The 25,519-nt window shown below is 60.7% G+C and carries 28 protein-coding genes and 2 riboswitches; of the genes, 10 read left to right on the top strand and 18 right to left on the bottom strand.

Annotated features, from left to right (window positions below; all coding sequences use genetic code 11):
• Positions 1 to 516: a tripartite tricarboxylate transporter TctB family protein gene (locus tag ABGM93_RS11925; protein WP_321499693.1), complete on the bottom strand. Its 516-nt coding sequence runs from the start codon at positions 514 to 516 to the stop codon at positions 1 to 3.
• The gene (locus tag ABGM93_RS11920) at positions 513 to 1,475 is read right to left on the bottom strand and encodes a tripartite tricarboxylate transporter substrate binding protein (protein ID WP_321499691.1); all 963 of its coding nucleotides are present in this window, start codon (positions 1,473 to 1,475) and stop codon (positions 513 to 515) included. Before ABGM93_RS11920 ends, ABGM93_RS11925 begins: the two co-directional genes overlap by 4 nt.
• 131 nt (positions 1,476 to 1,606) lie before the next feature.
• Here ABGM93_RS11920 and ABGM93_RS11915 point away from each other — a divergent pair, with 131 nt between their 5' ends.
• Positions 1,607 to 2,497 carry a LysR family transcriptional regulator gene (locus ABGM93_RS11915; RefSeq protein ID WP_321499689.1) on the top strand — a complete coding sequence of 297 codons (891 nt, stop codon included), beginning with the start codon at positions 1,607 to 1,609 and terminating at the stop codon, positions 2,495 to 2,497.
• Positions 2,498 to 2,539: 42 nt separating this feature from the next.
• On the opposite strand, the gene nrdF is transcribed toward ABGM93_RS11915, so the two are convergent.
• The 4 genes from nrdF to nrdH all read right to left on the bottom strand — a co-directional run bounded on the left by nrdF (position 2,540) and on the right by nrdH (position 6,658).
• Positions 2,540 to 3,544 (bottom strand): class 1b ribonucleoside-diphosphate reductase subunit beta, encoded by a 1,005-nt coding sequence (gene nrdF, locus ABGM93_RS11910; RefSeq protein ID WP_321505864.1) that lies wholly within the window; start codon positions 3,542 to 3,544, stop codon positions 2,540 to 2,542.
• A 33-nt stretch (positions 3,545 to 3,577) separates the two neighbouring features.
• On the bottom strand, positions 3,578 to 5,740 hold the full coding sequence (nrdE, locus tag ABGM93_RS11905; protein ID WP_321499687.1) for a class 1b ribonucleoside-diphosphate reductase subunit alpha: 2,163 nt from the start codon (positions 5,738 to 5,740) through the stop codon (positions 3,578 to 3,580).
• Positions 5,722 to 6,126, bottom strand: a complete 405-nt coding sequence (gene nrdI / locus ABGM93_RS11900) for a class Ib ribonucleoside-diphosphate reductase assembly flavoprotein NrdI (protein WP_319772599.1) — start codon at positions 6,124 to 6,126, stop codon at positions 5,722 to 5,724. The genes nrdE and nrdI overlap by 19 nt, the downstream gene beginning before the upstream one ends.
• 310 nt (positions 6,127 to 6,436) lie before the next feature.
• Complete coding sequence (nrdH, locus tag ABGM93_RS11895; protein WP_321499685.1) at positions 6,437 to 6,658, bottom strand: glutaredoxin-like protein NrdH; 222 nt, start codon at positions 6,656 to 6,658, stop codon at positions 6,437 to 6,439.
• Between the two features lie 101 nt (positions 6,659 to 6,759).
• A riboswitch (cobalamin riboswitch) is annotated at positions 6,760 to 6,968 on the bottom strand.
• Positions 6,969 to 7,281: 313 nt separating this feature from the next.
• Positions 7,282 to 7,510, top strand: a riboswitch (cobalamin riboswitch).
• A gap of 119 nt (positions 7,511 to 7,629) precedes the next feature.
• On the opposite strand from nrdH, the gene ABGM93_RS11890 reads away from it, so the two are divergent.
• Genes ABGM93_RS11890 through ABGM93_RS11880 form a run of 3 tightly spaced genes read left to right on the top strand, consistent with a single transcriptional unit; the run spans position 7,630 to position 10,477 of the window.
• Positions 7,630 to 9,645 carry a ribonucleoside triphosphate reductase gene (locus ABGM93_RS11890; protein ID WP_321499683.1) on the top strand — a complete coding sequence of 672 codons (2,016 nt, stop codon included), beginning with the start codon at positions 7,630 to 7,632 and terminating at the stop codon, positions 9,643 to 9,645.
• A gap of 45 nt (positions 9,646 to 9,690) precedes the next feature.
• Positions 9,691 to 9,879 (top strand): anaerobic ribonucleoside-triphosphate reductase, encoded by a 189-nt coding sequence (gene nrdD / locus ABGM93_RS11885; RefSeq protein WP_319772601.1) that lies wholly within the window; start codon positions 9,691 to 9,693, stop codon positions 9,877 to 9,879.
• Positions 9,866 to 10,477 (top strand): anaerobic ribonucleoside-triphosphate reductase activating protein, encoded by a 612-nt coding sequence (locus tag ABGM93_RS11880; protein WP_321499680.1) that lies wholly within the window; start codon positions 9,866 to 9,868, stop codon positions 10,475 to 10,477. The genes nrdD and ABGM93_RS11880 overlap by 14 nt, the downstream gene beginning before the upstream one ends.
• 153 nt (positions 10,478 to 10,630) lie before the next feature.
• Here the strand turns inward: ABGM93_RS11880 and ABGM93_RS11875 are convergent, their stop codons facing one another.
• From ABGM93_RS11875 to ABGM93_RS11840, 8 genes are all read right to left on the bottom strand, one after another.
• Positions 10,631 to 10,777: a hypothetical protein gene (locus tag ABGM93_RS11875; protein ID WP_321335207.1), complete on the bottom strand. Its 147-nt coding sequence runs from the start codon at positions 10,775 to 10,777 to the stop codon at positions 10,631 to 10,633.
• Positions 10,774 to 12,003, bottom strand: coding sequence for an MFS transporter (locus tag ABGM93_RS11870; protein WP_321499678.1), 1,230 nt, complete (start codon positions 12,001 to 12,003; stop codon positions 10,774 to 10,776). The genes ABGM93_RS11875 and ABGM93_RS11870 overlap by 4 nt, the downstream gene beginning before the upstream one ends.
• 83 nt (positions 12,004 to 12,086) lie before the next feature.
• On the bottom strand, positions 12,087 to 13,019 hold the full coding sequence (locus tag ABGM93_RS11865; RefSeq protein ID WP_321499675.1) for a diiron oxygenase: 933 nt from the start codon (positions 13,017 to 13,019) through the stop codon (positions 12,087 to 12,089).
• Between the two features lie 45 nt (positions 13,020 to 13,064).
• Positions 13,065 to 13,991 carry an alpha/beta hydrolase gene (locus tag ABGM93_RS11860; RefSeq protein ID WP_321499673.1) on the bottom strand — a complete coding sequence of 309 codons (927 nt, stop codon included), beginning with the start codon at positions 13,989 to 13,991 and terminating at the stop codon, positions 13,065 to 13,067.
• Entirely contained in the window at positions 13,988 to 14,887 is a 900-nt protein-coding gene (locus ABGM93_RS11855) for a beta-ketoacyl synthase N-terminal-like domain-containing protein (RefSeq protein WP_321499671.1), read from the bottom strand. Before ABGM93_RS11855 ends, ABGM93_RS11860 begins: the two co-directional genes overlap by 4 nt.
• On the bottom strand, positions 14,887 to 16,071 hold the full coding sequence (locus ABGM93_RS11850) for a beta-ketoacyl synthase N-terminal-like domain-containing protein (RefSeq protein ID WP_321499669.1): 1,185 nt from the start codon (positions 16,069 to 16,071) through the stop codon (positions 14,887 to 14,889). Before ABGM93_RS11850 ends, ABGM93_RS11855 begins: the two co-directional genes overlap by 1 nt.
• Positions 16,072 to 16,075: 4 nt before the next feature.
• Positions 16,076 to 16,324, bottom strand: a complete 249-nt coding sequence (locus tag ABGM93_RS11845; RefSeq protein ID WP_321499667.1) for an acyl carrier protein — start codon at positions 16,322 to 16,324, stop codon at positions 16,076 to 16,078.
• A gap of 32 nt (positions 16,325 to 16,356) precedes the next feature.
• Positions 16,357 to 17,721, bottom strand: a complete 1,365-nt coding sequence (locus ABGM93_RS11840) for an MFS transporter (protein ID WP_321499665.1) — start codon at positions 17,719 to 17,721, stop codon at positions 16,357 to 16,359.
• A 383-nt stretch (positions 17,722 to 18,104) separates the two neighbouring features.
• Here ABGM93_RS11840 and ABGM93_RS11835 point away from each other — a divergent pair, with 383 nt between their 5' ends.
• The 6 genes from ABGM93_RS11835 to ABGM93_RS11810 all read left to right on the top strand — a co-directional run bounded on the left by ABGM93_RS11835 (position 18,105) and on the right by ABGM93_RS11810 (position 22,403).
• Entirely contained in the window at positions 18,105 to 19,316 is a 1,212-nt protein-coding gene (locus ABGM93_RS11835; RefSeq protein ID WP_321499662.1) for an ABC transporter substrate-binding protein, read from the top strand.
• 153 nt (positions 19,317 to 19,469) lie between these two features.
• Positions 19,470 to 19,847, top strand: coding sequence for a 3-hydroxyacyl-ACP dehydratase FabZ family protein (locus ABGM93_RS11830; RefSeq protein WP_321499660.1), 378 nt, complete (start codon positions 19,470 to 19,472; stop codon positions 19,845 to 19,847).
• 96 nt (positions 19,848 to 19,943) lie between these two features.
• Positions 19,944 to 20,240, top strand: coding sequence for an acyl carrier protein (locus ABGM93_RS11825; protein ID WP_321499658.1), 297 nt, complete (start codon positions 19,944 to 19,946; stop codon positions 20,238 to 20,240).
• A gap of 30 nt (positions 20,241 to 20,270) precedes the next feature.
• Complete coding sequence (locus tag ABGM93_RS11820) at positions 20,271 to 20,972, top strand: hypothetical protein (protein WP_321499656.1); 702 nt, start codon at positions 20,271 to 20,273, stop codon at positions 20,970 to 20,972.
• Positions 20,969 to 21,709 carry an SDR family NAD(P)-dependent oxidoreductase gene (locus ABGM93_RS11815; protein ID WP_321499654.1) on the top strand — a complete coding sequence of 247 codons (741 nt, stop codon included), beginning with the start codon at positions 20,969 to 20,971 and terminating at the stop codon, positions 21,707 to 21,709. The genes ABGM93_RS11820 and ABGM93_RS11815 overlap by 4 nt, the downstream gene beginning before the upstream one ends.
• Positions 21,710 to 21,890: 181 nt before the next feature.
• The gene (locus ABGM93_RS11810; RefSeq protein ID WP_321499652.1) at positions 21,891 to 22,403 is read left to right on the top strand and encodes a MaoC family dehydratase; all 513 of its coding nucleotides are present in this window, start codon (positions 21,891 to 21,893) and stop codon (positions 22,401 to 22,403) included.
• Positions 22,404 to 22,467: 64 nt separating this feature from the next.
• Here ABGM93_RS11810 and ABGM93_RS11805 read toward each other — a convergent pair whose 3' ends face one another.
• From ABGM93_RS11805 to ABGM93_RS11790, 4 genes are read right to left on the bottom strand one after another with little or no spacing between them, the layout of a single operon-like run.
• On the bottom strand, positions 22,468 to 23,658 hold the full coding sequence (locus tag ABGM93_RS11805; protein WP_321505862.1) for an acyl-CoA dehydrogenase: 1,191 nt from the start codon (positions 23,656 to 23,658) through the stop codon (positions 22,468 to 22,470).
• 22 nt (positions 23,659 to 23,680) lie between these two features.
• Positions 23,681 to 24,745, bottom strand: a complete 1,065-nt coding sequence (locus ABGM93_RS11800) for a C45 family peptidase (RefSeq protein WP_321499650.1) — start codon at positions 24,743 to 24,745, stop codon at positions 23,681 to 23,683.
• Entirely contained in the window at positions 24,742 to 25,335 is a 594-nt protein-coding gene (locus ABGM93_RS11795; RefSeq protein ID WP_321499647.1) for a GNAT family protein, read from the bottom strand. The genes ABGM93_RS11800 and ABGM93_RS11795 overlap by 4 nt, the downstream gene beginning before the upstream one ends.
• A 1-nt stretch (position 25,336) precedes the next feature.
• Positions 25,337 to 25,516 carry a hypothetical protein gene (locus ABGM93_RS11790; protein ID WP_321335236.1) on the bottom strand — a complete coding sequence of 60 codons (180 nt, stop codon included), beginning with the start codon at positions 25,514 to 25,516 and terminating at the stop codon, positions 25,337 to 25,339.
• Positions 25,517 to 25,519: the final 3 nt, after the last annotated feature.

The following is a 25,519-nucleotide window of genomic DNA, read 5'->3' as shown; positions in this document are numbered from 1 at the left end:
TCAAAACACTCCCCTGGGCAGGAACACGGTGAAGACGTCCGCAAACAGCCAGTTCAGGCCGAAGGAAAAGACGAGCGCCACGACGATGCCGGCAATGATTGTGGAGGGCTTGCGGGGCATCAGGATCAGCTCGATCACCAGGATGAACAGGAAACTGGCAAGGGAGAAGCCCAGTGCCGGAATGGCAGCAAGACAGACGGAGAGAGCCGCAAGGCAGATGAAGACGAGATGCCGGCGGCGTGCCCAGTCGGCGCTCGTGGCGAAGAAGCGCCCATAGGCGTGGCGCGGGATTTTCCGCAGGGCATCGACGATGGCGATCACGGCGACGAGCGCCATGCCTGCGAAAACGATTTTCGGGAAGGCGCCAGCCCCGAGTCGCTCGAAGCGCGAGGTCGGGATGGCGGTGGCGGATACGAAAAGCCCCGCCGAGGCGCAAAGGAGGAGCACATAACTCAGAAGGCGGGCGATTTCGCCCGCCTCCTTAACCTGCTCCTTGCTGAAGGAGTGGTCGTTCACGGTGCAAGGACCTCGGAAAGCGACTTCACGGTCGCGTCAAGCTTCTCCAGGTAGGCGCGATAGGCTTCCTGGCCACGGAAATCGACCGAAGCACCGGCATTGTGGGTCTGCTCGATGTAATTCGGATCATGCGCAAGCTTCTCAAGGGCGGCTTCGAGCGTGTTGCGGGCCTCTTCCGGCGCACCCTTCGGCATGACGATGCCACGGGTCACGTTCAGCTCCAGATCCGTGCCGAGCTCGACAAAGGTCGGCACGTCCGGGGCTTCTTCCATGCGCTTGGAGGAGCCGACCGCGAGAAAGACAAGATCGCCGTTTTCCACGAACTGCTTGGAGGAGGAGATGTCGCCAATGGCTGCATCGAGGTTCCCGCCGACGAGGGCGCGGACGCGCTGGCCGGTGCCTTCGTACCCCACATAGGCGAACTTCAGGCCGAATGCCTGTTCGATCATCGCGGCATGCAGATGCGGCACACCGCCGAGCGTCACGCCCATGGTGATCTCGCCCGGATGCTCCTTGGCGTAGGCGACGAACTCTTCCATGTTGGAGTAGTGCTCAGAAGGATGCACGACGAGGAATTGCGGCGAGGCCGTCATCAGGGCAATGGGCTCGAAATCGTCCCAGGCGAGGTCGGTCAGGCCAACCTCGGTCGCCACGATGAGCCCCTCGTGAATCTGGCTGATCGTGTAGCCGTCATTGGCGCGGCGCGATGCTTCGCGCAGACCGACCGTCCCACCGACACCCGGCATGTTGATGATCGGCATGTCGACGCCGAGGAACGGCTTCACGTTGTTGGCGATGAGGCGCATCAGCGTGTCGGAACCGCCGCCCGGCGACCATGGCACGATGAATTCAACCGGACGCTCCGGATAGCTCTGCGCGCTGGCGGAGGAGGTGAGGGCCGGTGCGACGACCAGGGCAGCCGCAGTGAACAGGGCGGCAAGGCCCTTTCTGATTTTCATGGTTTTCGTTCCCTTTTTGTGGTCCCGGCTGATGGGGGCGTCGGGACTTCCGGTGAAGGGAAAATGATAACCCAAGAATTTTTCATGCAAACCGCATAATTATTGCGATTAAGTTTAGAATTATTTATCTTATGAGTATGGATACGCGACAGCTCGAAACCCTGCTTGCCATTGAACGATATGGCGGATTCGCCGCCGCAGCGCAGGCTGTGAACCTGACCGCCTCTGCTGTCAGTCAGCAGATTTCGGCTCTGGAGGCGGAACTCGGGGCGGAGCTGTTCGACCGCTCGCGCCGTCCGCCGGCTCTCACCGCCAAGGGGGCGGAGGTGGTGCGCTCGGCGCGCGCGATCCTCCAGATCTATACGGAAACCAAGGATTCCGTGCCTGGCGGACCGGTTCGTGGCACGCTTGCGCTCGGCACCCTGCGCACAGGCGGTGATTCCATCGTGCCGCGCACGGTCGCCCGCATGCGCGAGCTCTTTCCCGAACTGGCTTTCCGTCTTCGGATCGGCATGGCGGAGGAATTGTTGAGCGAGGTCGCCGCCGGCCAGCTCGATGCGGCGCTTGTCGCCGACCATGTGGCCGTGCCGCCGAGCTTGCGCTGGACGGAGGTTCTGCGCGAACCGTTGGTCGTGCTGACGCCGCCGGGGACGTCCGATCTTCTGTTGGAGGATCTGGTGCGTAACCTGCCCTACATTCGCTATCGTACGCAGGTGCCGCTAGCCCGGCAGATCGACACGGAAATCGCCCGCCTCGGCATGGAGCCCCGGCAATATGTCTCGGTGAACACCATGACCGCGGTGATCGGCTGCGTTCAGGCAGGACTGGGGTGGGCCGTCATCCCCTATCTGACCCTTCACGACCGGATCACCGCGTCCTTGACGTGGTTTCCCTTCGGCACACCGCCGATCCAACGCAGGCTGGGGGTCGTCCAGCGCCCGGGCAACAGCCGCACGGAAGTGATCGCGTCGCTGATCGATGCGATCGCCGAACTGGGCCGCCCACCCGACGACAACGACTGAGACATGACGGCGCTCCCCCGGGTGGAGGGAGCGCCTTCGTGATCAGAAATCCCAGTCTTCGTCTTCGGTTGCCACCGCCTTGCCGATGACATAGGACGAGCCGGAACCTGAGAAGAAGTCGTGGTTCTCGTCCGCATTGGGGGAGAGTGCCGACAGGATCGCCGGGTTGACCGCGCACACGGTTTCCGGAAACAGAGCCTCATAACCCAGGTTCATCAAGGCCTTGTTGGCATTGTAATGAAGGAACTGCTTGACGTCCTCGCTGAGCCCGATGCCGTCATAGAGGCTCTCGGTATATTTGCACTCGATTTCATAGAGATCGAACAGCAGCGAGAAGGCGAAGTCCTTGATCTCCTGCTTCTGGGCATCGCTCAGACGATCCAGGCCTTTCTGGAACTTGTACCCGATATAGTAGCCATGCACTGCCTCATCGCGGATGATCAGGCGGATGAGGTCGGCGGTGTTGGTGAGCTTTGCACGGCTCGACCAGTACATCGGCAGATAGAAGCCGGAATAGAAAAGAAAGCTCTCCAGAAAGACGCTGGCGATCTTCTTCTTGAGCGGACTGTCCGCGCAGCGATACTCGTTCAGGATCAGCTTCGATTTGGCCTGAAGCTGGGCGTTCTCCTCCGACCAGCGGAAGGCGTCATCCACCTCTGCCGTGTTGCACAGCGTGGAAAAGACGGAGGAATAGCTGCGCGCATGCACCGCCTCCATGAAGGCGATGTTGGTGAGAACCGCTTCCTCATGCGGGGTGATCGCATCCGGCATCAGCGAGGGCGCACCCACCGTGTTCTGGATCGTATCCAGCAGCGTTAGTCCGGTGAAAACGCGAATGGTGAGCTGCTGTTCGTCCGGCGTGAGCGTCGCCCAGCTCTGGATGTCGTTTGAAAGCGGCACCTTTTCCGGCAGCCAGAAATTCACCGTCAGCCTGTTCCAGACCTCCAGATCCTTGTCATCCTCCAGACGGTTCCAGTTGATGGCACGCGGCACCGCGTGCTGGGGTTGGGAGGACGTGTCGCGTGCCGTGGGCAGGTGCGCGGCCATATGAGCGGGATGATGTGTCATGGGATTGAAGCCTCACAGCGCGCAGGAAACGCAGCCCTGCACCTCGGTCCCCTCAAGGGCGAGCTGGCGCAGGCGCACGTAATAGATGGTCTTGATGCCCTTCTTCCAGGCGTAGATCTGGGCACGGTTGATATCTCGGGTGGTGGCGGTGTCGCGGAAGAACAGCGTCAGCGACAGCCCTTGGTCTACATGCCGGGTCGCCGCCGCATAGGTGTCGATGATCTTCTCCGGACCGATCTCATAGGCGTCGCGGTAATAGTCGAGATTGTCATTGTCCATGAAGGGGGCGGGATAATAGACGCGCCCGATCTTTCCCTCCTTCCGGATCTCGATCCGCGAGGCGATCGGATGAATGGAGGAGGTGGCGTTGTTGATGTAGCTGATCGAGCCGGTCGGCGGCACCGCCTGAAGATTGCGGTTGTAGAGCCCGTCGCGCATCACGTCGGCCTTGAGTTCTTCCCAGTCCGCACGGCTCGGAACCGTGATGCCGAAGCGGTCGAACAAGGCCTTCACGGTCTCCGTTTCCGGCAGCCAGTCGCGCTCCACATATTGATCGAAGAACGAGCCATCGGCATAGCGGCTGTGCTTAAAGCCGGCAAAGCTTCGGCCCCGTTCCTTCGCGATTCTGTTGGACGCACGAATGGCGTGGAAGGCGATGGTGCAGAAATAGATACTGGTGAAGTCGATGCCCTCGGGCGAGCCGTAATGGATGCGCTCGCGGGCGAGAAAGCCGTGCAGGTTCATCTGCCCGAGCCCGATGGCGTGGCTCTCGTCATTTCCACGCCTGACGGACGGCACGGAGTCGATCGCGCTCATGTCGGAAACGGCCGTCAGTGCGCGCACCGCCGTTTCCACCGTGGCGGCGATGTCTCCCCCATCCATGGTCTTGGCGATGTTGAGCGAGCCGAGATTGCACGAAATATCCGTGCCCAGATGGGTATAGGAGAGATCGTCTGCGAATTCCGATGCGTCGTTGACCTGCAGGATCTCCGAGCACAGGTTCGACATGTTGATGCGACCGGCGACCGGGTTTGCGCGATTGGCGGTGTCCTCGAACAGGATATAGGGATATCCGCTTTCGAACTGGATTTCCGCGATGGTCTGGAAAAAGGCGCGGGCGCGGATCTTCTTCTTGGCGATCCGCGGGTCGTCGACCATCTCACGGTAAAGTTCGCTGACGGAAATCTCCGACATGGGCTTGCCGTAGACCCGCTGGATGTCATGCGGCGAGAACAGGTACATGTCCTCGTCAGTCTTGGCGAGTTCGAACGTGATGTCGGGAATGACGACGCCGAGCGACAGCGTCTTGATGCGGATCTTTTCGTCCGCGTTCTCGCGCTTTGTGTCGAGGAAGCGCAGGATGTCGGGGTGATGGGCATGGAGGTAGACGGCGCCCGCCCCCTGTCGCGCACCAAGCTGGTTGGCGTAGGAGAAGCTGTCTTCCAGGAGTTTCATCACCGGAATGACGCCGGAGGACTGGTTCTCGATGCCCTTGATGGGCGCGCCCGCTTCGCGCAGGTTGGTCAGCAGCAAGGCCACCCCGCCGCCGCGCTTTGACAGCTGGAGCGCGGAATTGATGCTGCGCCCGATGGATTCCATGTTGTCTTCGATGCGCAACAAGAAGCACGAGATCAATTCGCCGCGCTGCTTCTTGCCGGCATTCAGAAAGGTCGGGGTCGCGGGCTGGAAACGGCCCGAGATGATCTCGTCCATCAGCCGCATGGCCAGGTCTTCGTCGCCCTGGGCCAGCGCCAGCGCCACCATCACCACGCGGTCCTCGAAACGCTCAAGGTAACGTTTGCCGTCAAAGGTCTTCAGCGTGTAGCTGCTGTAATATTTGAATGCGCCCAGAAAGGTGGGAAAGCGGAACTTGCGATCATAGGCCGCCTTGAAAATCGAGGTGACGAAGGCCGGGTCGTAGGCCTCCAGAACCGCCGCCTCGTAATAATTCTCGCGCACGAGATAGCCGAGCTTTTCCTCCAGCGAATGGAAGAAAACCGTGTTCTGGTTCACGTGCTGAAGGAAATACTCGCGTGCGGCGCGCCGGTCTGCCTCGAACTGGATGCGACCGTCGGCATCGTAAATGTTCAGGAGTGCGTTGAGCGCGTGATAATCGAGCGGCTCGCCCCCCGTGGTCGGAGCAGCCTCCGCCCGCTTCAGGACTGTCGTTTCCAAAACCGTTCCATTCCCTGGGTGATGCGCGCCACGTCGCCTGCCGTTCCCGCAAGCTCGAAGCGATAGAGCAGGGGCACGTGACATTTCGCGCTGATGATGTCGCCCGCATAAGCGTAGAAGCGACCGAAATTGGTGTTGCCGGAGGCGATCACGCCCCTCAGGAGCGCGCGGTTCTCCGCGTCATTGAGAAAGCGGATGACCTGCTTGTGAACCGCACCACGCCCCTCGCCATCGGCATAGGTGGGCGTGATGAGGATGAAGGGTGCTTCGGGTCGCAGCATCGCCTGCGAGGACCGGCCCGGAATGCGTTGCGCGGGAAGCCCCAGCCGGGTGATGAGCCGCTGGGTGTTTCCCGAAGCGCTGGAGAAATAGACAAGGCCTGACATGGGGAATGCCCGTTAGCAGGTGAATGCGAGAGGTGACCGGCAGATACAGGATCTGTCCCTTCTCCCATGGGGAGAGGGTTAGGCAGAGGGTGTCGAACTCACGTGGATATGGAGACCTCACATCCCCTCACCCGGACCTGCGGTCCGACCTTCCCCCGTGGCAGAGGTGCATTGAAGAAGGCAGGTTCAGGCGTCTCACCAGCCCGAAAACGTCATCCTGAGGAGGCCCGAAGGGCCGTCCCGAAGGATCGGCCACACAGGCAAGACGATGCCCCGAACGGTGAGCGGACGAACCCCGCCCGCACCCGCCTTAGCTCAGCGCGCCGATCTTGTCGGGCCGGAAGCCGGACCAGTGATCCTCACCCGCCACCACCACGGGGGCCTGCCGGTAACCCAGCGATTGCACCTTCTCCATGGCGCTGTCGTCGCGGGTCAGGTCGATCAGGTTGTACGCGACGCCACGCTGGTCAAGCGCGCGGGTTGTGGCGGTGCACTGCACGCAAGCAGGCTTGGAATAGACGGTGATGGTCATGTGAGCTTCTTTCACCCCGAAGATCTTGAATTGGAGACGGGCGAAAGACACGAGCAGGCGAAGGCGAAACCATCGCACTCGCGTCTATCGGCCCCGCCGTCCGATGACGTTGTGCTCAAGGCAGGTCTCCTGGCTAACGGGTCATCGTTTCTGTCCGCCTTCCCGGGACATCCCAGTGGCTTTTCGGACAGGAACTCGCCGCTCACAGTTGCGGGGGCAGCGCCGGATTGGGCCATCAAAACGGGCCTCACCGGCTTCCCTCTTAGCCCTCAGCCTCTCGACTCAAGGAACCTCGAACACCACATAGGGTATGTTCAGCTCGCGGATTGTCAATCAGTTGAGTTTCGGTGTGAGCTGACCGCCCGTATATCACCACTTTCTCACACCGGGTGACAGGATGCCGCAGTTGGCGGAAAACAGCGCTTCCGCCGCGCCTCGGCGCTCCCGCCTCCACGTCATGACGAACGCCTGCCGAGCCATCCCACGGGCCTTGAACCGGCAGGTTTCTGCAGTTCGAATAAATCCATGTGGACAATCCGAGCGGGCAGACGGGGCGTTGCACCCGCGTCTGCCCGTGCCCGACCCGTTCGGCTCTATCAATTGACAGAAAACGAGACCTCAGACCTACATGTTGTAGTCGTGGTTCCTTGAGTCGAGAGGCTGAGGGCTAAGAGGGAAGCCGGTGCGCCTCGGGCAAGGCCGGCGCTGTCCCCGCAACTGTAAGCGGCGAGTTGTCATCCAGAGGTGCCTTTGTGCGCTGGCCTGCCACTGGAGCCTTCGGGCTCTGGGAAGGCGTCGGGTGGTGGCATTGACCCGCGAGCCAGGAGACCTGCCGCGATCCATAATTCACGTCCCGGGGCGGGGTCTCCGACGGGTCGCGTGCCTTTGCGCATGGCTTTCTGCCGTGTGCCGTCAGCACCGTGCGCCTGTTCGGTCCTTGCCCCTCCACATGGTCGGGGTTCAGAAACCAAATGCCTGCCACGTCTTGCCTGCCAAGTCACATCATCAAGCGAAGCGGCGTCCGCGCGCCCTTCGATGCCGAACGCATCCTGTCCGCGATTGCCCGCGCCGGTCAGGCGACCGGCGAATTCGGCGAGGCCGATGCCCGTCGCCTTTGCGATGCCGCGATCAAGGTCATCGCTCACCGTCACGCCGGCGACGTGCCCACGATCGAGCAGATCCAGGACATCGTGGAACAGGTTCTGATCTCCACGGATTACCCGGCGACCGCGCGCGCCTATATCGTCTACCGAGAAAAGCGCGGGCAGGCGCGGCAGGATCGCAAGACCGTCGTCGATGTTACCTCCTCCATCAACGAATATCTGGAGCGCACCGACTGGCGCGTTTCCGCCAACGCCAATCAGGGCTATTCGCTGGGCGGGCTGATCTTGAACCTCTCGGGCAAGGTGGTGGCCAATTACTGGCTCTCCCACATCTATCCGCCTGAGGTGGGCCGGGCGCATCGCGACGGCGACTTCCACATCCACGACCTCGACATGCTGGCAGGCTATTGCGCGGGCTGGTCCTTGCGCACGCTGCTGGTGGAAGGCCTGAACGGTGTACCGGGCAAGATCGAATCCGCCCCGCCCAAGCATCTTTCAAGCGCCGTCGGCCAGATCGTCAATTTCCTCGGCACGCTCCAGAACGAATGGGCGGGCGCGCAGGCCTTTTCTTCCTTCGACACTTACATGGCCCCCTTCATCCGCAAGGACGACCTCGATTACGAGGAAGTCCTGCAGTGTATTCAGGAGCTTGTCTACAATCTCAACGTGCCCTCGCGCTGGGGCATGCAGACGCCTTTCACCAATCTCACCTTCGACTGGACCTGCCCTGAGGACCTTCGCGACGAGGTGCCGGTGATCGGCGGCGAGGAGATGCCGTTCACCTATGGCGATCTTCAGCGCGAAATGGACATGATCAACCGCGCCTACATGGAGGTGATGACAAAGGGTGACGCCAAGGGCCGGGTCTTCACCTTCCCGATCCCCACCTACAACATCACCCCCGATTTTCCGTGGGAGAGCGAGAACGCCGACCGGCTGTTCGAGATGACGGCCAAATACGGGCTGCCTTACTTCCAGAACTTCCTGAATTCCGAACTGAAGCCGAACATGATCCGCTCCATGTGCTGCCGGCTTCAGCTTGACCTCACCGAACTTCTTAAGCGTGGCAACGGGCTTTTCGGCTCGGCCGAGCAGACCGGCTCGCTGGGCGTCGTCACCATCAACTGCGCCCGGCTCGGCCATGTCTATCGAGGCGATGAGGAAGGGCTTTTCGGGCGTCTCGACGAACTGCTGGAAATCGCGCGCAACAGTCTGGAAATCAAGCGCAAGGTCGTCCAGCGCCACATGGATGACGGGTTGTTCCCCTTCACCAAGCGCTATCTCGGTACGCTCAGGAACCACTTCTCCACCTTCGGTGTGAACGGCATCAACGAGATGATCCGCAATTTCACCGGCGATTGCGAGAATGTCAGCACCGAATGGGGCCATGCCTTCGCGGTGCGCCTGCTCGATCACATTCGTTCGCGGATCGTGGAGTTCCAGGAAGCGAGCGGCACCATGTTCAATCTGGAAGCGACGCCTGCGGAAGGCGCGACCTACCGCTTCGCTCGTGAGGATCTGAAACGCTATCCGGGCATCCTTCAGGCGGGCGGAGACGAAAGCCCCTACTACACCAACTCCAGCCAGCTTCCCGTCGACTTCACCGACGATCCCTTCGAGGCGCTGGAACGGCAGGACGAGCTACAGCGCAAATATACCGGTGGTACGGTGCTGCATCTCTACATGGGCTCGCGGGTTTCCTCCGCCGAGGCTTGCAAGAAGCTGGTGCAGCGCGCGCTCGGTCGCTTCCGGCTGCCTTACATCACCGTCACCCCGACATTCTCCATCTGTCCGAAGCATGGCTACATCGAAGGCGAACACGAATTCTGCCCGACCTGCGATGCCGAGCTGCTTGCCGAAAAGCGGCGGTGCGCCGGGCAATAAGCCTCACCATTTCATCTGATCACACCAAACGACATGGAGGCCGCCATGGCCGATTTTCTTGGCACTCAAGCCGAAACAGACATCGTCACCCTGAGCGATGAGGAACGCCAGCCCTGCGAAATCTGGACCCGCGTGATGGGCTACCATCGCCCGGTTTCCTCCTTCAATCGCGGCAAGAAGGGGGAGCACGCCGAACGTCGCTTCTTCTGCGAGGATCGACTTGCGCGCGACTGAGCTTCGCATCGGAGGGCTCGCCCGGCTGTCCACCTGCGACTGGCCGGGCGAGCTTGTCGCCACCGTTTTCTGTCAGGGCTGTCCGTGGAATTGCAGCTATTGCCACAATCCGCATCTGATCCCGGCTCACGCCGAGACGGGGCTGGATTGGGACAATGTGCTGTCTTTCCTCAAGGCGAGACGCGGGTTGCTGGATGGCGTGGTCTTTTCCGGCGGGGAGCCGACGCTTCAGGCCGCCTTGCCGGAGGCGATCCGCGAAACCCGCGCGCTTGGGTTCCGCATCGGGCTTCACACCGGCGGCCCCTATCCGGCGCGTCTTGAAGCGGTGCTCCCGCTCATTGACTGGATCGGTTACGACGTGAAGGCGCCTTTTGCCGAATATGAGCGGATCACGGGTGTGCCGGGCAGTGGCGTCAAGGCGCGCAAGGGGCTGGAGATGGTGCTGGAAAGCGGCATCGCCTGCGATATCCGCACGACCGAATATGAGCCCGTTCTGGACCGGGCAGCGTTGGCCCGGCTGGCCGACGATCTGGCCGCCATGGGTGGCGCAACCACCCGGCTTCAACCGTTTCGTTCTGTCGGTTGCGTGGAAGCCTGATCGCGCACGGGACGGAAAAAGGGCGCGCTAAGGAGCATGCTTGTCATCATCGAGACAGGTGACGGAACCTGCCTCGCGCGATTGAGCCTCCGCGATCCCGCGAGCGGGGAGGCTCAACCGGCCTTGCCGTCGACTTCAGTTATCCGGCAGGTCTCACCCGCATATTTTCATCGCCGTCACGTAGGAATAGACGAAAATCGGGTCCATATAGCCTGCGAAACTCACCACGGTCAGGGCGATGAGCAGGCTTGAGATCAGAACGAAACCTCCCGCTGAAAGCGCAGATCTCAGGCTGATCATCTTGCATAGGACTCAAGCGAACCCGGGCTGTAGACAAGCTTGTCGTTGATCGGCAGGTGTGCCAGCGCAGCCACGAAGCCCATCCCGATGCAAACGGTCCAGATCAGGTCATAGGAGCCTGTCGTGTCGAAGACATAGCCCGCCAGCCAGATCCCCAGAAACGCGCCCAGCTGATGGCCGAAGAAGACGAAGCCGAACAGGGTCGTGAGATATTTGGTTCCAAAGATCTGCCCCACGAGACCGCTGGTCAGCGGGACCGTGCCGAGCCACAGAAAGCCCATGGCCGTCGCGAAGATATAGGTGCTCGCCGTTGTGAGCGGCAGCATCACGAACAGCAGCATGGCAACGCTTCTGCAGACATAGAGGAAGGAAAGCGCGCTTTTGCGCCGGAAGATGCTGCCTCCCACATAACCGAACACGAAGGTTCCGACCACATTCGCCAGCGAGATGATGGCAATCGTGGCGCCACCTTCTTCAAGCGTCAGCCCCTGGTCCACGAGATAGGAGGGCATGTGCCCTGCCAGAAAGGCCAGCTGGAAACCGCACGCCATGAACCCCAGGTTCAACAACCAGAAGCCGGAGTGGCTGAAAGCCTGGGAGAGCGCCCCGCTCATCGAGATCTCGTTGCCCGCCGGATTGGGGGCCAGCTGGCTCGTCTTGAGGCAGAGCGATAGCGGAGACACGATCAGGAACACGATCGCGAGCGCGATCAGTGTGCCGGTCCAGGCATATTGGTTCAGCAGCTGATTGACGAAGGGCACGATCAGGAACTGGACGAACCCGCCAACCGCCCCGACCAGTGCAACGGCCCATGCGCGGTCCGCGTCGGGAACGATCTTGTTGACCGCGCCATAGACGACGCCGAAGGCCGTTCCCGCAAGCCCCGCCCCGATCAGCAGGCCCGTATCCATGTAGAAGACGATGATGTTCGGCGAATAGGCCATGGCGACAAGGCCTGCGACATACAACATGATGCCGCCGAATATGACCCTGGCTGACCCGTACCGGTCGGCCAGCATGCCGGTCAGCGGTTGCGTCAGGCCCCAGACGAGGTTCTGAAGGGCGAATGCAAACCCGACCTCCTCGATCGACCAGTTCATCCCCATCGAAACGGGCAGCATGAAGAGACCCTGAGACTGCCGAATTCCGAGTGAGATCCCCATGATGGCGCCGCCGGCCAGAATGAGAAGTGCCCAGCGGCGAATTGCTCCTGCTCTCATCTGCATTTCGGAAATCCTTTTTATGAACAGTATTTTAGATCTAAAAGGACGAGGTCCCCGCAGACGGCAAAAGCCACCGCCGGACCTGTTCAGTGAAACTCGAAGTCGATGTCGTCCGTGATTTCCAGCTCATCGAACAATCGGCGAATGGTCGTGTAGTTGCGCTTCAGGACCAGGCCGCGCGTCGAGGTCTCGTGCCGCTCGATGATCGCGTCCCGGTTGGGGATGCCGAGATAGTCGAGGATCGAGGCCCAATAGGTCAGATCGGGGGTCGTGAAGTCGGTCAGGGCCTGACCGATGAGCCTGCGGAATGTTTGGCGTTGTTTGTCGTTCATCTGCCTGTAGACGGAGCCGACGATTTCCGAAAACCCGATGCCATGCGCCGCCTCGTCCTGCCGGTGCATGTCGGTGTTCACCCTGTTGAGCGGCTGGATCGTCTGGTCGGTGGCGACCTCGTTCAGATACGCATTGATCGACATCTCCGCGACGGACGCGTAGGCGACCTGCGCAATGCGGGCCTCTTCCTCGTCGGCGGCGTCGGCAATGATCTCTTTCAGACGCACGCCGAGCAAAGGCTCCGGCATCCTGTAGTCTTCGATATGGTGTCGCTTGCGCGCGACATGGCAGACATCGAGACACATCAGGATGTGAAACTGCTCGTCCACCTGAATCTGGGCAACGACCTGCTTCGTGCGCGCCGCGCCAATGCCCGGAAGCTCTCCCCTGAAGAAGATCCCGCAAGCCGGTTGAACGACGGCCTCTTCCAGATATATGGCCTTTTCGTTGTAGGCGACCCAGGCGACCGCGAGGAACCGGAGCTTGGTCTGCGCGGAGAGGCTTGAAAAATCCTCGTCATCCCAGAAGGGAACGAGTGAGCTTGGAAAATCGGGAATGGCCGGATCGTAATACTGATCCAGATCCAGCCGTTCCTTCCGCACGGCGACGCGGTCGTCCCAAGTCTTCCCGAGATTCTCCAGAACATTTCGGACCAAAGCCGTGTCGTCAGAAATGTTTGTATACATGTCATGCTCCAGTAATGCGTTGGGAAGGCAATAAGTCAGGCAAAATCAACAAAGAAAATTCATGATCTCGATGTGCATCTCATCCGATGTGCAGATGCCGTAATGCGCGTGATGCGCGATCTTCAAATGTCGCGCGTTTGCGAGTTTCGATGTGAGCTGGCGGGACGTGTCCGCGTGAATGATCTCGTCGTTGTCGCAGTGGACGACCAGCGTGGGGATGCTGATGGTGTCGGCGTTTGCGAAAATGGTCTCGTCCCGACAGCTGGCCTGCATGATCGCGTAGATGAAGGTGGATTGCGCAGTCGCAAAGGGAAGCTTGTCGAGAACCTCGACCTCACCGGTCAGGCCCGTCTCCTGATCGCCCGATTTCGACTGCAACAGGCGATGAATGAGGCTCGCATAGGGCTGTCCGCGCTCGGCCACGTCCAGCCACATGGGCAGCATTGTGCGCTGGTAGTCGGTTTCTTCCTGCGAGCAATCGAGGTGGATGGACGGACTGACGATGCAGAGCCGATCGCAATCGAGCTTGTTCTGCATCAGCCCTCTCAAGGCGACGTTCACGCCGGAACAGAATGCGACGATCCCGAATGGAGCCGTTGAGCCCGTTTGGGAAAGGACAGTCAACGCGTCATTGACATGACGTTTGAGGGACAGGTCCGGAAGTGTATGGTCAGGCCCGACACTCGGCAGCCCCCGTGTTTCCCAGGTGACGACGTGGAAGTCGCAAGACAGCACCTTTGCAAGCCGGGCCATGAGCAGCGAGGACATGCCCAGCGCGTTGATCAGAAGGACGGTCGGCTTTTCCTGCGCCCCACATGTGAAGGCGTGAATGGTCTCGCCGTCGGTTGCGGTGACCGGCTGATGCCGAAAGACACGGCTTTCCTCGACCAGTCGCCAGTTCGCCGCCTCTGAAGGCAGGTATTGATAGGGTCTCGATGAGGCAAGACTGTTGGAAGCGGAGGCCTGTGTCATGCTTGCAATCCCTGTCTCGTATCGCTCTCCGGCTCGTCGATGTCCACAAGCACGCAAATCGCCTTCTCGCCCGCCTTCTGCGCCGTGAAAGCATGGAGACCGGGCGCCTGTGTTTGACGGATGAAGTTGATCAGTTGGATCGGAAAGGTCGCCGCGAGGTAGTCGGGGGCCTGGGCGTCGGGCGCCAGCGCGATGGTGTCGATCAGGTCTGCCCGATCCCGCCCTGCATGGGCGAGCGCGCCATCAACCAGTTGGCTTTCAGACGCGGCTCCCGGTTTCTCGTCACTCGCCCAGCCCACGATCTTCGGGGCTCCGTCGTCAGATCCATTTGCCTTTGACAGCAACACGAGCCCGGCACCGGAAAGCGTGGCGCGCTTTGTCTGAGCCGGCGCGGGGGAGGCCATATCGGGCGAAGCCATGTCTGGCGATGGTGTGTCGAACCCGCCGGCGATCATCGAGGCCGCCTGCCCCCACCGGATGAGGCGGCAAGCCATGATGAGGGATTCCAGACCCGACTGGTAACCGAGAAAGGTCAGGTTCGGCCCCAACAATTGCTCAAGCCCCGCCACGACGCCGGTCGTGGAGTTCGGCAGCCCGGTCGCGTAAAGCGAGGCAGGTACATGCAGGAAGCCCTGATCGCGAACGGTGTTCAGGGTTCTCCGGACAGTCGCGTTCACCCCATGGGCGGTGCCGAGGCACAGGCCGATCTCGGTCGCGCCGGGGCGCGCGTGGTTCGACAGGCACTGCCTGAGAGCATGCGTCACCATGCGCGACTGGACATTGATCGCGCCGACGGACGGAGCCCGCCGCTCCGGACACAGCATCTCGTCAGCGAGCGCTCCGTCGGCGGAAGCCTGGGCCGTCGCCATGCCCAGGATGGAGATCGGAGTTCCCATCAATGGCGCCTCCGCTTCAGGTAATCGTGAGACGCGACGATCATGACGCAATTGTTCCCGCCGAACCCAAAGGCATTCACCATCAGGCAGCCGGAGGAAAGGTCGAGCGTTTCGCGCGAAACGGTTATGGGAGCCAGCGCCGGATCGACGGTTTCAAGATTGGCGACGCCGGGAAGCTTGCCGTGTTTCAGGCTCGAAAGCGCGGTGAAAAGCGCCAGTGCCCCTGCGCCACCCTGAGCATGGCCGATCGCTCCTTTGACCGAGGTGATCGGTGGCAACTCGGTGGTGGCGAAGGCGCGACGCAGTGCCTCCACCTCCACCTTGTCATTTGTGGGGGTTCCCGTTCCGTGAGCGATGATCGCAGCGATATCGTCCGGCTGCAGATTGGCTGAACCGAGCGCGGCCTTGATAGCCCGGGCGATGCCTTCGACGTCCGGAGCCGTTGGCGAGCCGCCATCGCAACTGGTTCCGTAACCGAGAATGACCGCCTGAATATCGGCTTTCCGGGCCTCGGCACGGTCCACTGTCTCAAGGCAGAAACATGCGCCCCCTTCCGATAGGATGACGCCCTTTCTCTCCTCTGAGAAGGGGCGACATCGGTCCCGGGACGCCACGCGAAGCGAGTTGAAGCCGCAGATCGTGTATTCCAGCAAAACGTCGACGCCCCCGGCGATCATGAAATCGCATTCGCCGGAAGCAACGATTTGTGCCGAAAGGGCCGGGGCCAGCAATCCGGAGGAGCAAGCGGTGGACAGGGTGAAGGTCGGACCGCTCCAGTCGAGGTTGCCGCGCGGGACAAGGTCGGACCGCGGCGTTTCGGCAACGTCGTTGCTGCCATCCTCTTCAAGAAACTCGGCCTCGCAGAACTCTGCGCTCCGGGTCGTGGTGCCCAAGGCGCAGCCGATGGTTCCAACCCCGTCGCGGTTAAGCTTCGCCGCCTCCAGTGCGCTGCGTACCAGAAATGACGTCACCCGTTCCGATCTGGCCTTTCCATCCATGTTGCTCAGTGTGCCCCATGTCTCTTCCGGGACCGCAATGACATTGTTCACCGGATAGGGGGCAAGGTCTCGCAGAGGCCAGGGTGTCTGCAGGTCTGCGGGATGGCAAAGTCCCTGCCAGAAGCCATCCGGATCCGTTCCCAAGGGAGAGAAAACGCTGGAGCCGGTGATCGCGATCGGTTGCATGGCATCAACCTCTGGCCGACGCAGGCACCGCGGCAGCAATGCCGGCAAGCGTGAAATCGGACAGCTTTTCAGGCTGGATCTGGATGTTGTAGCGCCGCTCGACCTGGCGGATGAAGTCGATGATCTCGATGGAGTTCATGCCCGCTTCATTCAGGGGCTTGTCGATATCGATGGTTCCCGTTTCGATATGCAGAATACTGGCCGCCAGATTGCGGAACTCGTCAATAACGATGGGATCGGAATACTCGGTCATTTTAATGCCTTTGGCCCGTTGGCTGAAAAATCTCAAATATCGGGGAGCCGGCGGGACAAGACGATCCCCGCACTTGCCAGAATGAAGATGACCACGGCGACGCAGGCCATGGCGTTCTCGTCGGGCTGCCCCGCAGAAAAGCCGTAAGACACAGCGGCAAAATAGATGCTGCCGATAAGTGCCGTCCCGGAAACGATTGAAAACTGCGAACAGGTGGTCACCAGACCGCTGAGCGACGACGCGTATCTCGCGGGGATTGCATTGGCCATCCGGCTGACAGTCGCGCCAAAGCTCATCCCGTGACCCGATCCCGCGACAAAAAGCAGGGAGGGTCCCAGCACACTGTGCCAGCTGGCAAGCGTGACGAGCGCGGCGATCAGGATGCTGGCGAGCGAGAGTGCGCAAAGCGCCAGCATGGGGGCCAGTCCAATCAGCCTTTGCGGCAATCTGGACCAGAAGAGGTTGGAAAGCCCGAACCCGAGCGCATAGGCGCCAAAGGTCAGTCCGGACTGGAGCGGGCTCATCTGTATGCCCGCCTGAAGATAGAGGGCCACGGTCAGAAGCCAGCCGCCATAGCCGACGAACCCGAGGGCGACGATGCCGAGACCGGGCAGAATGCCTGGAATTTTAAGCATCTGCGGCTGCAACACCGGCGCGGCCCCACGGGCTTCCAGCCGCTTTTCGTATTTCCAGAAGACGGGCAGGATGACCATCCCCACGACCAATGCCGCGATCGCCCACACAGGCCATCCAAGTTCCGGCCCGAACGTGACCGCCAGCAGAATGCAGCCCGCTGCCGTGACTATCGCAATCATCCCGGCAATGTCCAGCCTTTGACGTGAAGCCGGTTCTGAGCGCGGCAGGACGATTAAGGCGACGAAAACGAGAAACACGCCGAGCGGAATGTTGATCAGGAAGGCTGGTCGCCATGAAAGCCCCAACAGATCGATGCTGACGACCACGCCGCCCAGCAGCTGACCCGCGGCCGCCCCCAGTCCGAGTATCATCGAATAGAGACCGACGGCCCGGGCCCGTTGAGCACCGGAAAAGCTCAGCTGGATCAGGGAGAGCACCTGCGGCACGAGAAGGGCGGCCCCGAGCCCTTGAAGGATACGGCCGAGGATCAGGGTTTGCGAACTGTCTGCGGAGCCACACAGGAAAGACGAAAAAGTGAAGACAGCCATGCCGATCACGAAGAGCCGACGGTAGCCGAACATCGCGCCCAGCCTGGAGGCTGTGATCAGAAAGGACGCATAGGCAAGGCCATATCCTGCGACGGTCAGCTGGAGCCCAGCCCCGCTCAGACCGAGATCAGCCTGCAGGGTGGGGGCGGCGACGTTCACGATGGCGGTGTCCATCGCCGCGAGGCCCTGACCCAGGAGGATGACAAGCAGCATCCAGCGCGACCGCCCCGCTCCCAGGTCCGAGGGGGTGCCGGCGAGTACCGCAGCATCAGATCTGTTCCCGGACGCCACTGTCATTTGAGCCCTGCTTTCACGCGGTTGATATGCGCTGATCAAGTTAAAGAGCCGTTCGAGCTGCACAACTACCCGTATTGGTAGTTGTGGTTTGGAGCCAAAGCGGGCAGCATCGTTGCGTTGCTGTTTTTGTAAATAATAATATTTTGGCATGTTGCGTTGAGTTTGATCTTGTTTTGATTGATTGCTTTACATTTGTCCTTTTGTAGGAGGCTTCCGTTTTTTATTCATGTAAGTCGGAATCTGGCGCGGTTTCTCAAAATTATTTCGATTTTTTTCGCAAGAGATGGAAGGTATCTGGCATGGCTATCAACTCAAGGTCCGGTTCTGTCGCGAGCCTGGTGGCCGTTCTGGCGGGTGCTTTGTTCATGGCGCAACCCGCCGCAGCCGAACAGCGTGTGATCAAGATTTCCGGATTTGGAGCGGAGTCCGGCGTGTTGAGTTCGTTTGGAACGAACAGCGAGGCCGCGATGCGGGCTGCGAGCACGCTGATCAACCGGGCGGGCGGGGTTCGCCTTGCCGACGGGACCCGGGCGCGCATCGAAATCGAGTACCGCGACGATGGCTGTGACGTGGAGCGCGGGCTGGCGACGCTCGCGGAATTCGCGAAGTCGGATTCCTTGGCGGTTGTGGGCACGACCTGCTCGTCAGTGCTGAAGCCGGTCTTCGAGAGCCTCCAGAAAAAGGCTGGCGACGCAAGCGATGACGGCTTCCAGATCCCCATCTTTGCGGATGTAGCCATGCGCAAGGGGCTGGCCGGAATCTCCGACTGGGCGTTCCGCAATATCCCCGACGAGGTCCAGCTTTATGAAAGCCTTTGGGACTGGATGAAGGAGCAGGATGCCACCCTCAAGACGGTCTATGCGGGGGTTGAGGAAAACCAGGTCCACGCCAATCTCACCTGGAACAAGATCATCAAGATCAGCGGTGCGGCGGCCGGTTACGAGGTTGTCGGCGATGATACCTGGTTCGTGGATACGGTCGATTTCACGAAAGAGGTTGAGAAGATGAAGGCGGCGAACGCTGATGTCGTCGTCATCTCCGCTCATCCCTTCACCGGGTGTGGTGTTCTGCGCGAAATGGCGCGACAGGACTATCGCCCAAAGGCCGTCATCGGTCTGACGAGCCTTGCGACGCCCGAACTGATTGAAAAATGTGGCGCGGAGGCCGACGGGATGGTGGTGCCCACCAGTTTCGCTCCGATCAATGAGCAGGCGCGAGCCGCTGCCGAGGCGACGGCGCAATTCAATGGTTATGCCGATCTGCACAGCATGGCAGCCTGGGAGAACATCTATGCCATCAAGCAGGTCATCGAGAGCGAAGGTGTGCAGGGGCGGCCTGAAACCGTCGCGCAGGACCGCGAGCGCATTCGCGTCGGTCTTCAGAAGCTCCATACGATGAACGGTTTGCTGGGCGAGATCGATCGGACTGACGAAGGTGAATCGGTCAAACGCTATGTCTTTGTCGAGGCACATCCCGATGGCTGGCAGGTTGTCTACGATTCAGGCAGCTGAGCACGTACTCCCGAGGCAGGAATGGGGGCTGGTGTGGAAGGCATGAGTGATACGACAGTAGTTACTCGGGACGTCGGAACCTGTGGGGTTGTTTTCCCCAGTTGCGAAAGTCTACTCAAGCACCGGCAACCATTCCTGTTCGTGAGCCAGGGCGTGATTGACAAGGAGGACGGCTCGGCAAGGTGCGACTATCGCTTTGACGAAGACGCTTGGTTCTTTGAAGGGCATTTCCCCCAAGCCCCGATCGTTCCCGGGGTTCTGGTCCTGGAAATGGCAGCTCAGACCGCGAATACCGTTTTAAGCGCACGATGCGAGCGCCCTGTGAAAGCCTATCTCGTCAGCGTTCAAAACGCCGTTTTCAAGGCGCCGGTCGGCGCAGGAGACGCCATCGTTGCTCATGCGCGGCTGATGGATGGCTCACAAGCGCAGAGGAAACTGGCTCCGGGGGATTTTCTCCGCTTCAAGGTAAGTGTCAGGCGCGACGAGCAGGTCTGCATGAGAGGGGAAGTCACCCTGTGTCTGGCGGACTGACACCGGTTTCATGCGGCCGCTCAGGGCGGCTTGGTGCAATTTGATTTGCTCACTTTTCAGAATGTTATCGCGAGTATTTTGGATAGGAATTTCATCATGAACAACGTCCAGCGAACAGATGTCGTCAACTTCATTATCAAGGATCTCCTGTTCGGCCAGCTTGATCTTGGGGAGTCCGGGCTCAAGATGGATGAATTGGACGAGACCACCTTGCTGACCGAGCCGCCGCTGTCGCTCGACTCCGTCGATACGCTGGAGCTTGTGGTCGGGGTGGAGCGCCAGTTCGTGCTGCCCAGTCAGGAACTGGCGCCGGAGGCCCTCAGGGAGACCTGCACCTCCATTGGGACTCTCGCCGATTTTGTGGAGCGGCAAGCTTCCCGAAAAGCCTCCTGAGCATGACGTCTCACAGGCGGCGCGGATAGCATGAACCACGTCTTGTTGATCGGCGAGCCGACCCCATTGTTCGTCTCGCTTCGAGACAAACTCCTGGAGAGAGCGAATACGGTCCATGAGCTGGCGTATTCTCTGCCCGATGAGGCGGCGGCAACAGAAGCGGACGGCATCGAAGACGCGACGAACCTCTCGCGCTTGAGAGGGTGGGAGGGCCTGAAAACTCCGGTGAACCGGATCGTTCTTGGCCAGCGGAAGGTTGCGAGCGACATTCCGCGGACGCCCGAGGAAATCGAGGCCCTCGCCCAGCGTCATGAGATCGCACTGTTGGAATATCTTCTTTTGTTGCAGGCGGCGGGGAAGCTGTTGGCGCGTCAGGGCGGCGGCCAGATCTGGGTGCTCAACCAGGAGCAGAGCTTTCGGCACCTGTCGCCGCTGGAAACCTCTCCGGTCGATACCTTCGCAAGGCGTGCCGCAGCCAAGAGTTTCGCGCGTGAGATCAGGCGAATGAACGTTCGCGTGAACTGTCTGAGTGTTCAGCCTCTGGCAGAGGAAAGAGAGCCCTCCGAGTGGCGTGATCTTGCGCCGGGCACCAAAATCTATGCCTCCCGCTTCAAGCCCTGCCGTTCGCACGCCGTTGCGGATACGATTTGCGGCTTCCTTGATCAGGAGGACCTCCCCATGTCTGGGCTGGACATCCCGATCGGGGTCGGGCTCACGGAGCAGAACATATGAGCCGTGGAGACAGACCGGTCGTCTTGATAACGGGAGCCTCGCGCGGGATTGGGGCGGCGGTGGCCGAACTTCTTGCAAGAGAGGGCTACCGTCTGGCGCTGACCTATCGCTCAGACGAAGACGCGGCCCGCACTGTCGCGCGAAATGTGCAAGACGCAGGCGGCGACGTGGAAATCCTGCAGGCCGATATGGCGGAGCCGGAAGAAGCGGCGCGGCTGATCGATCGGATCGGGACGAAATTGGGCCGGCTGGACCATCTCGTGGCCAATGCCGGGATCGCGGATGACGGCGCGTTCCTCACCTTCGACGAAGACCGTATACAAAGAACGCTCGCAACCAATCTGTCGGGCAACATCCGGCTGGTCTGTGCGGCCATGTCGGCGATGGAGCAGGGCGGTGGCTCAAGCATCGTCCTCATGTCATCCCTGGGCGGCATCTACGGTGGAGATGGACAGGTGCCCTATTGCGCGAGCAAGGGAGGCTTGATCGGCTTGATGCAGATGATGTCACCCGCACTGGCAGAACGCGGGATCAGCATCAATGCGGTTGCGCCCGGATATATCGAAACCGACATGACCTCGAACATCTCCGTGGAACGCATCCGCCCATTCCTCAAGTTCTCCGCCTCAGGCCGCATGGGGCATGTGGAAGAGATCGCGCGCGTGGTCCGTTTTCTTCTTCATCCCGGCTACATCAACTCCACCACGATCCGCTGCGATGGAGGCTTCGGTCGCTAGCGGGGAGGGCCGTGCCCCATAAATGAGGCGGGGCTGACGCCGATACGGCGGAGAGTTGCAGTGGGGAGAGGCTGGGCAGGTCCATCTCATTTGCGAGGCAACATCTTGGCGGAAAGCGTTGCCACTTTGCTCGCCAGTACGTCGATATTCCGCGTTTTTTTTGATGGAGGATTTCACGACAATGGTTTCATCGCCCCTTTATCTGGAAGACGTCGCAATTGGCTCGAAATTTGGTTCCCCCACCTACAAGGTTGGAGCGGATGACATCGTGGGGTTTGCGGCTGAGTTCGATCCGCAGGTGTTTCATCTGGATGAGGAGGGGGCCAAGGAGACTTTTTTCGGCCAGCTGGTGGCAAGCGGTTGGCATACGGCTTCCATCACCATGCGTCTTCTCGTGCTCAGTGACTTCAATCCCGCCGGCGGCATCGTGGGGGCGGGCGTGGAGGAGATCCGGTGGGTTCGTCCCCTGGTGCCCGGTGATGCCCTGACCCTCGAAATCACCGCCCTGGAGAGCATCCCGTCACAGACCAACCCGGACCGCGGCATGATCCGGCTGCGCGTTGTCACGCTCAACCAGCGCAAGCAGACGGTTCAGGTCATGGTTCCCAAACTGGTGATGCAGAGACGGCTTGAAGGCGAGGCTTTATCCGGGAATGACAAGACCAGGGCCGCAATCGCCGATCCTGCCTTGTGAGACGCGATCATGAGGGCCGGGCGGGCGCCCGGCCGCTGTCGGGCTCTCATCTGTTATTTGCCAGCTAAAGAACCTGTCCGGAAACGACCGCATCCGACCAGATTGCGGCCTGCACTTCCGACGCACCCTCATAGATCCGCAGAGAGCGGATGGCCCGGTAAAGGGCCTCAGGCACAGTTCCTGCGACAAGGCCGTTTGCCCCATTCAGTTGCACGCATTGGTCCACGGTTTTCTGCGCGGCTTCTGTCGCGGCGAGTTTTGCAAGCGATGAGAGCGGGCGCATGCGGGCCCCCTTCTGGTCCATCTCATTGGCGGCCTGACCAACGATCAGTTGTGCGGCGTTTACGGACGCGGCCATATCGCCCAGGATCTGTCGCACGGCAGGGATCTCCGACAATTTCTTGCTGCGCTGTGCGCTGTCCAGGGCATGGCGATGGGCATCGAGGAAAGCCCTGCGCGCAAAGCCTGCCGCTGCCGCGCCAACCGTGATCCTGCATCTTTCCAGCGTGTCGATCGCGACAGCGATTCCGAGGCCCCGATCTCCGACGATGCGGGAGGCATCGACGGCGCAGGTCCCGAAGGAAAGATGGCCAAAGGGGCGTGGCGCGATGAGATCTACCGGCTCGAAAGTGACCCCGCCCTGGGTGGCGTCCACGATGAACATGGAAAGCCCGAGTGTCCCCGCTCCGCTGCCGGTCCGGGCCAGAACCAGAACGTCATCGGCAATCGTTGCGTTGGCGATCCAGCATTTGCGCCCGCTGAGCGTGAACCGTTCCGGCTCCGGCTCATCGGCGCGCAGCATGACGGATCCGATATCCGTTCCGCTTTCCTTTTCCGTGAGCGCAAACGCTCCGATACGCTCGCCGGAAAGAAGCCCCGGCAGGCATTTCGCCTTCAACGCGTCATCCGCATGCAGGGCAATCGGGAGCGCGGCCAGCAACTGGATCGAATAGGCATAGTCCAGGAGATCATGGCGACAGGCCATCATGTCCCGGGCAAGACAGATCTGGCGAATATCGATCGAACCATCCACCGCGCGCGCAAACCAGCCTCCCTCCCCCAGAAGCCGGACCAGACGCCGGATCGCTTCATCAGGCTCCTGGGACAAGGCATGCGCGATATCAGGCTCGCTGTGTTCGCCCCAGGCGCGGAACTCCTCGATGAATCCCCGATGGGCGGGCGAGAAGAAGGGGAGATGCGCCATCGGGGAGACGGGCCACTCCTCGCTTGAGGCCTTGTTGGAGCCAAATGTCATGTCGTCCACGGGTGGGAACTCCCTAATTCGGAAAGGGCATCTTGAATGACCTCGTGTCGCCAGCGCGCGGATCTCCGGCACGCACGTGCAATGCGAGGTTGAGGGGATCCATCACCACTGCGGCGACGGTTTTCTCAACGGTTCGCTTGCCCGTGTCGGAAACGCAGATCGGCTCTTCAGCGAACATCCGGAAATAGTCCGCGCTGGTGCAGTCGTCTCCCAGCGATGCCAGCCAGGCGCGACACGCCTCAAGGCGTCTGCGAGAGCCGTTCCTTGCGAAGACGTTGAGCTCGTCCACTGGTTCGAAGGCGGGATCGAGGTAGTGGTTGGCGTGGACCAGCTCATGCCCGCGATGCACGGCCAGGGAGCCATTCGCCAGTTCGACGAAGGCGGCGCTGGTCGTGTCACACAGCATGAAGCTTCGGGAATTCGAGATATTAAGCCGGCTCAGCGTGTCGATTGCCTCATCGACACTTGCGCATGTGTCAATGAGATGGCGGATCGCGAGATAAGGCGGCAGGCCCGTGCCCCAGTCGCCTGCCAGAACGAGATTAAGCCCGACCGCCAGACCGCGGCTGTTCAATCCCAGATAGCCGAGCAGGCCGATGAAACTCAGGATCAGCGACGTATCCTGCGTCTCTTCATAGTGGACACGCATGACGGTCACGCAGTCATCGAGATCGCCGGCAAGATCGATCGTCTGTCCCAGAACGGGGGCCGCACCTGTACGTGCGAAGGTCGTACAGTCTCCGGATGTCAGGGTGCGGTTGTAACCGATCAGTTCCCGCCGCAACTGAAGCAGCAGCGCTTCATCGAGCGAAATATCCGCCCCCTCGCTCAGGCCCTGGATTTCTTCGAAAAGAGCGGGGGCTTCCTTCTCGATCTCGACAGAGAAGCGATGCAGTTTGTGTTCGATGTCCTTCAAGGCAATGTCTTTGCCGAGAAAGGCATCGAGGCGCGCCAGACCGTCACCGAGAAAGGCGTGGATCCTGTCGCGCGACTGCCGCCCGAGCTCTATGCCGCGGGCCCTGGCCCCGCCCTTGAGATCGATGACATCGAGGCTGGCGCGGCGCGGCATGTAGGTCATGTCGTCTCCATCGCGCCCAGCTCCGCTTTGACCTTCGGCCATTCGTCCTCAAGGATCGAATAGAAGATGGTGTCTCTGCGCCGACCTCCCGGCATGAAGTTGTAGCTGCGAAGGACGCCTTCTTCCGTCGCGCCGATATTCCTCAAGCCCCGGCGGGCCTGCTGGTTCAGGACATCGGTCTTGAACTCGACCCGCTTGCAGCCAAGTGTCTCGAACGCGTGGGTGAGAAGTGCCAGTTTTGCAAATCGGTTGAGGCCCGTCCCCTGATAGGCGACACCCAGCCACGACCAGCCGATCTCGAGGCGAAGGTCCTTTTCGGCCATGTTGCCGTAGCACATGCTGCCCACAAGCTCGTCTGTTGCCTTGTCGAAGATCACGAAGACGGCGCGTCTTTCAGCGGCCATGTCGGCAAGGGCGGTTTCCATGAAAGCATCCAGTCCGGCTTCATCGTCGACCGTGGCGACGAAGTAGCGCCAGATGGCCGGGTCGAAGACGATTTTTCGCAAGGCTTCCTTGTCGCTTGCCCGAAGTGGACGCAGTCGAACACGGTCGTTTTCCAAAGTCGCGTCAAACACGGTTTGCCAGGTCATTTCAGTTCACTCCCGCATTCTTCTGGAAAGCCGAAACCAGATCGTTGGCGCTGCGAATGGAGACGAGGTCGCGCTCATCGAAGCTCGAAAGCGTGACGCCCAATTCCTTGCAGAGATTGGTCATGAGCATGATCATCTTCAAAGATGTGATGCCGAACGCTTCGTTGAGATCTTTCGACATGTC

The sequence above is a fragment of the Breoghania sp. genome, from assembly GCF_963674635.1.
Taxonomy (GTDB): domain Bacteria; phylum Pseudomonadota; class Alphaproteobacteria; order Rhizobiales; family Stappiaceae; genus Breoghania.
The sequence above is the reverse complement of the archived record's forward strand: the minus strand, read 5'-3'. Positions and strand labels throughout refer to the sequence as shown.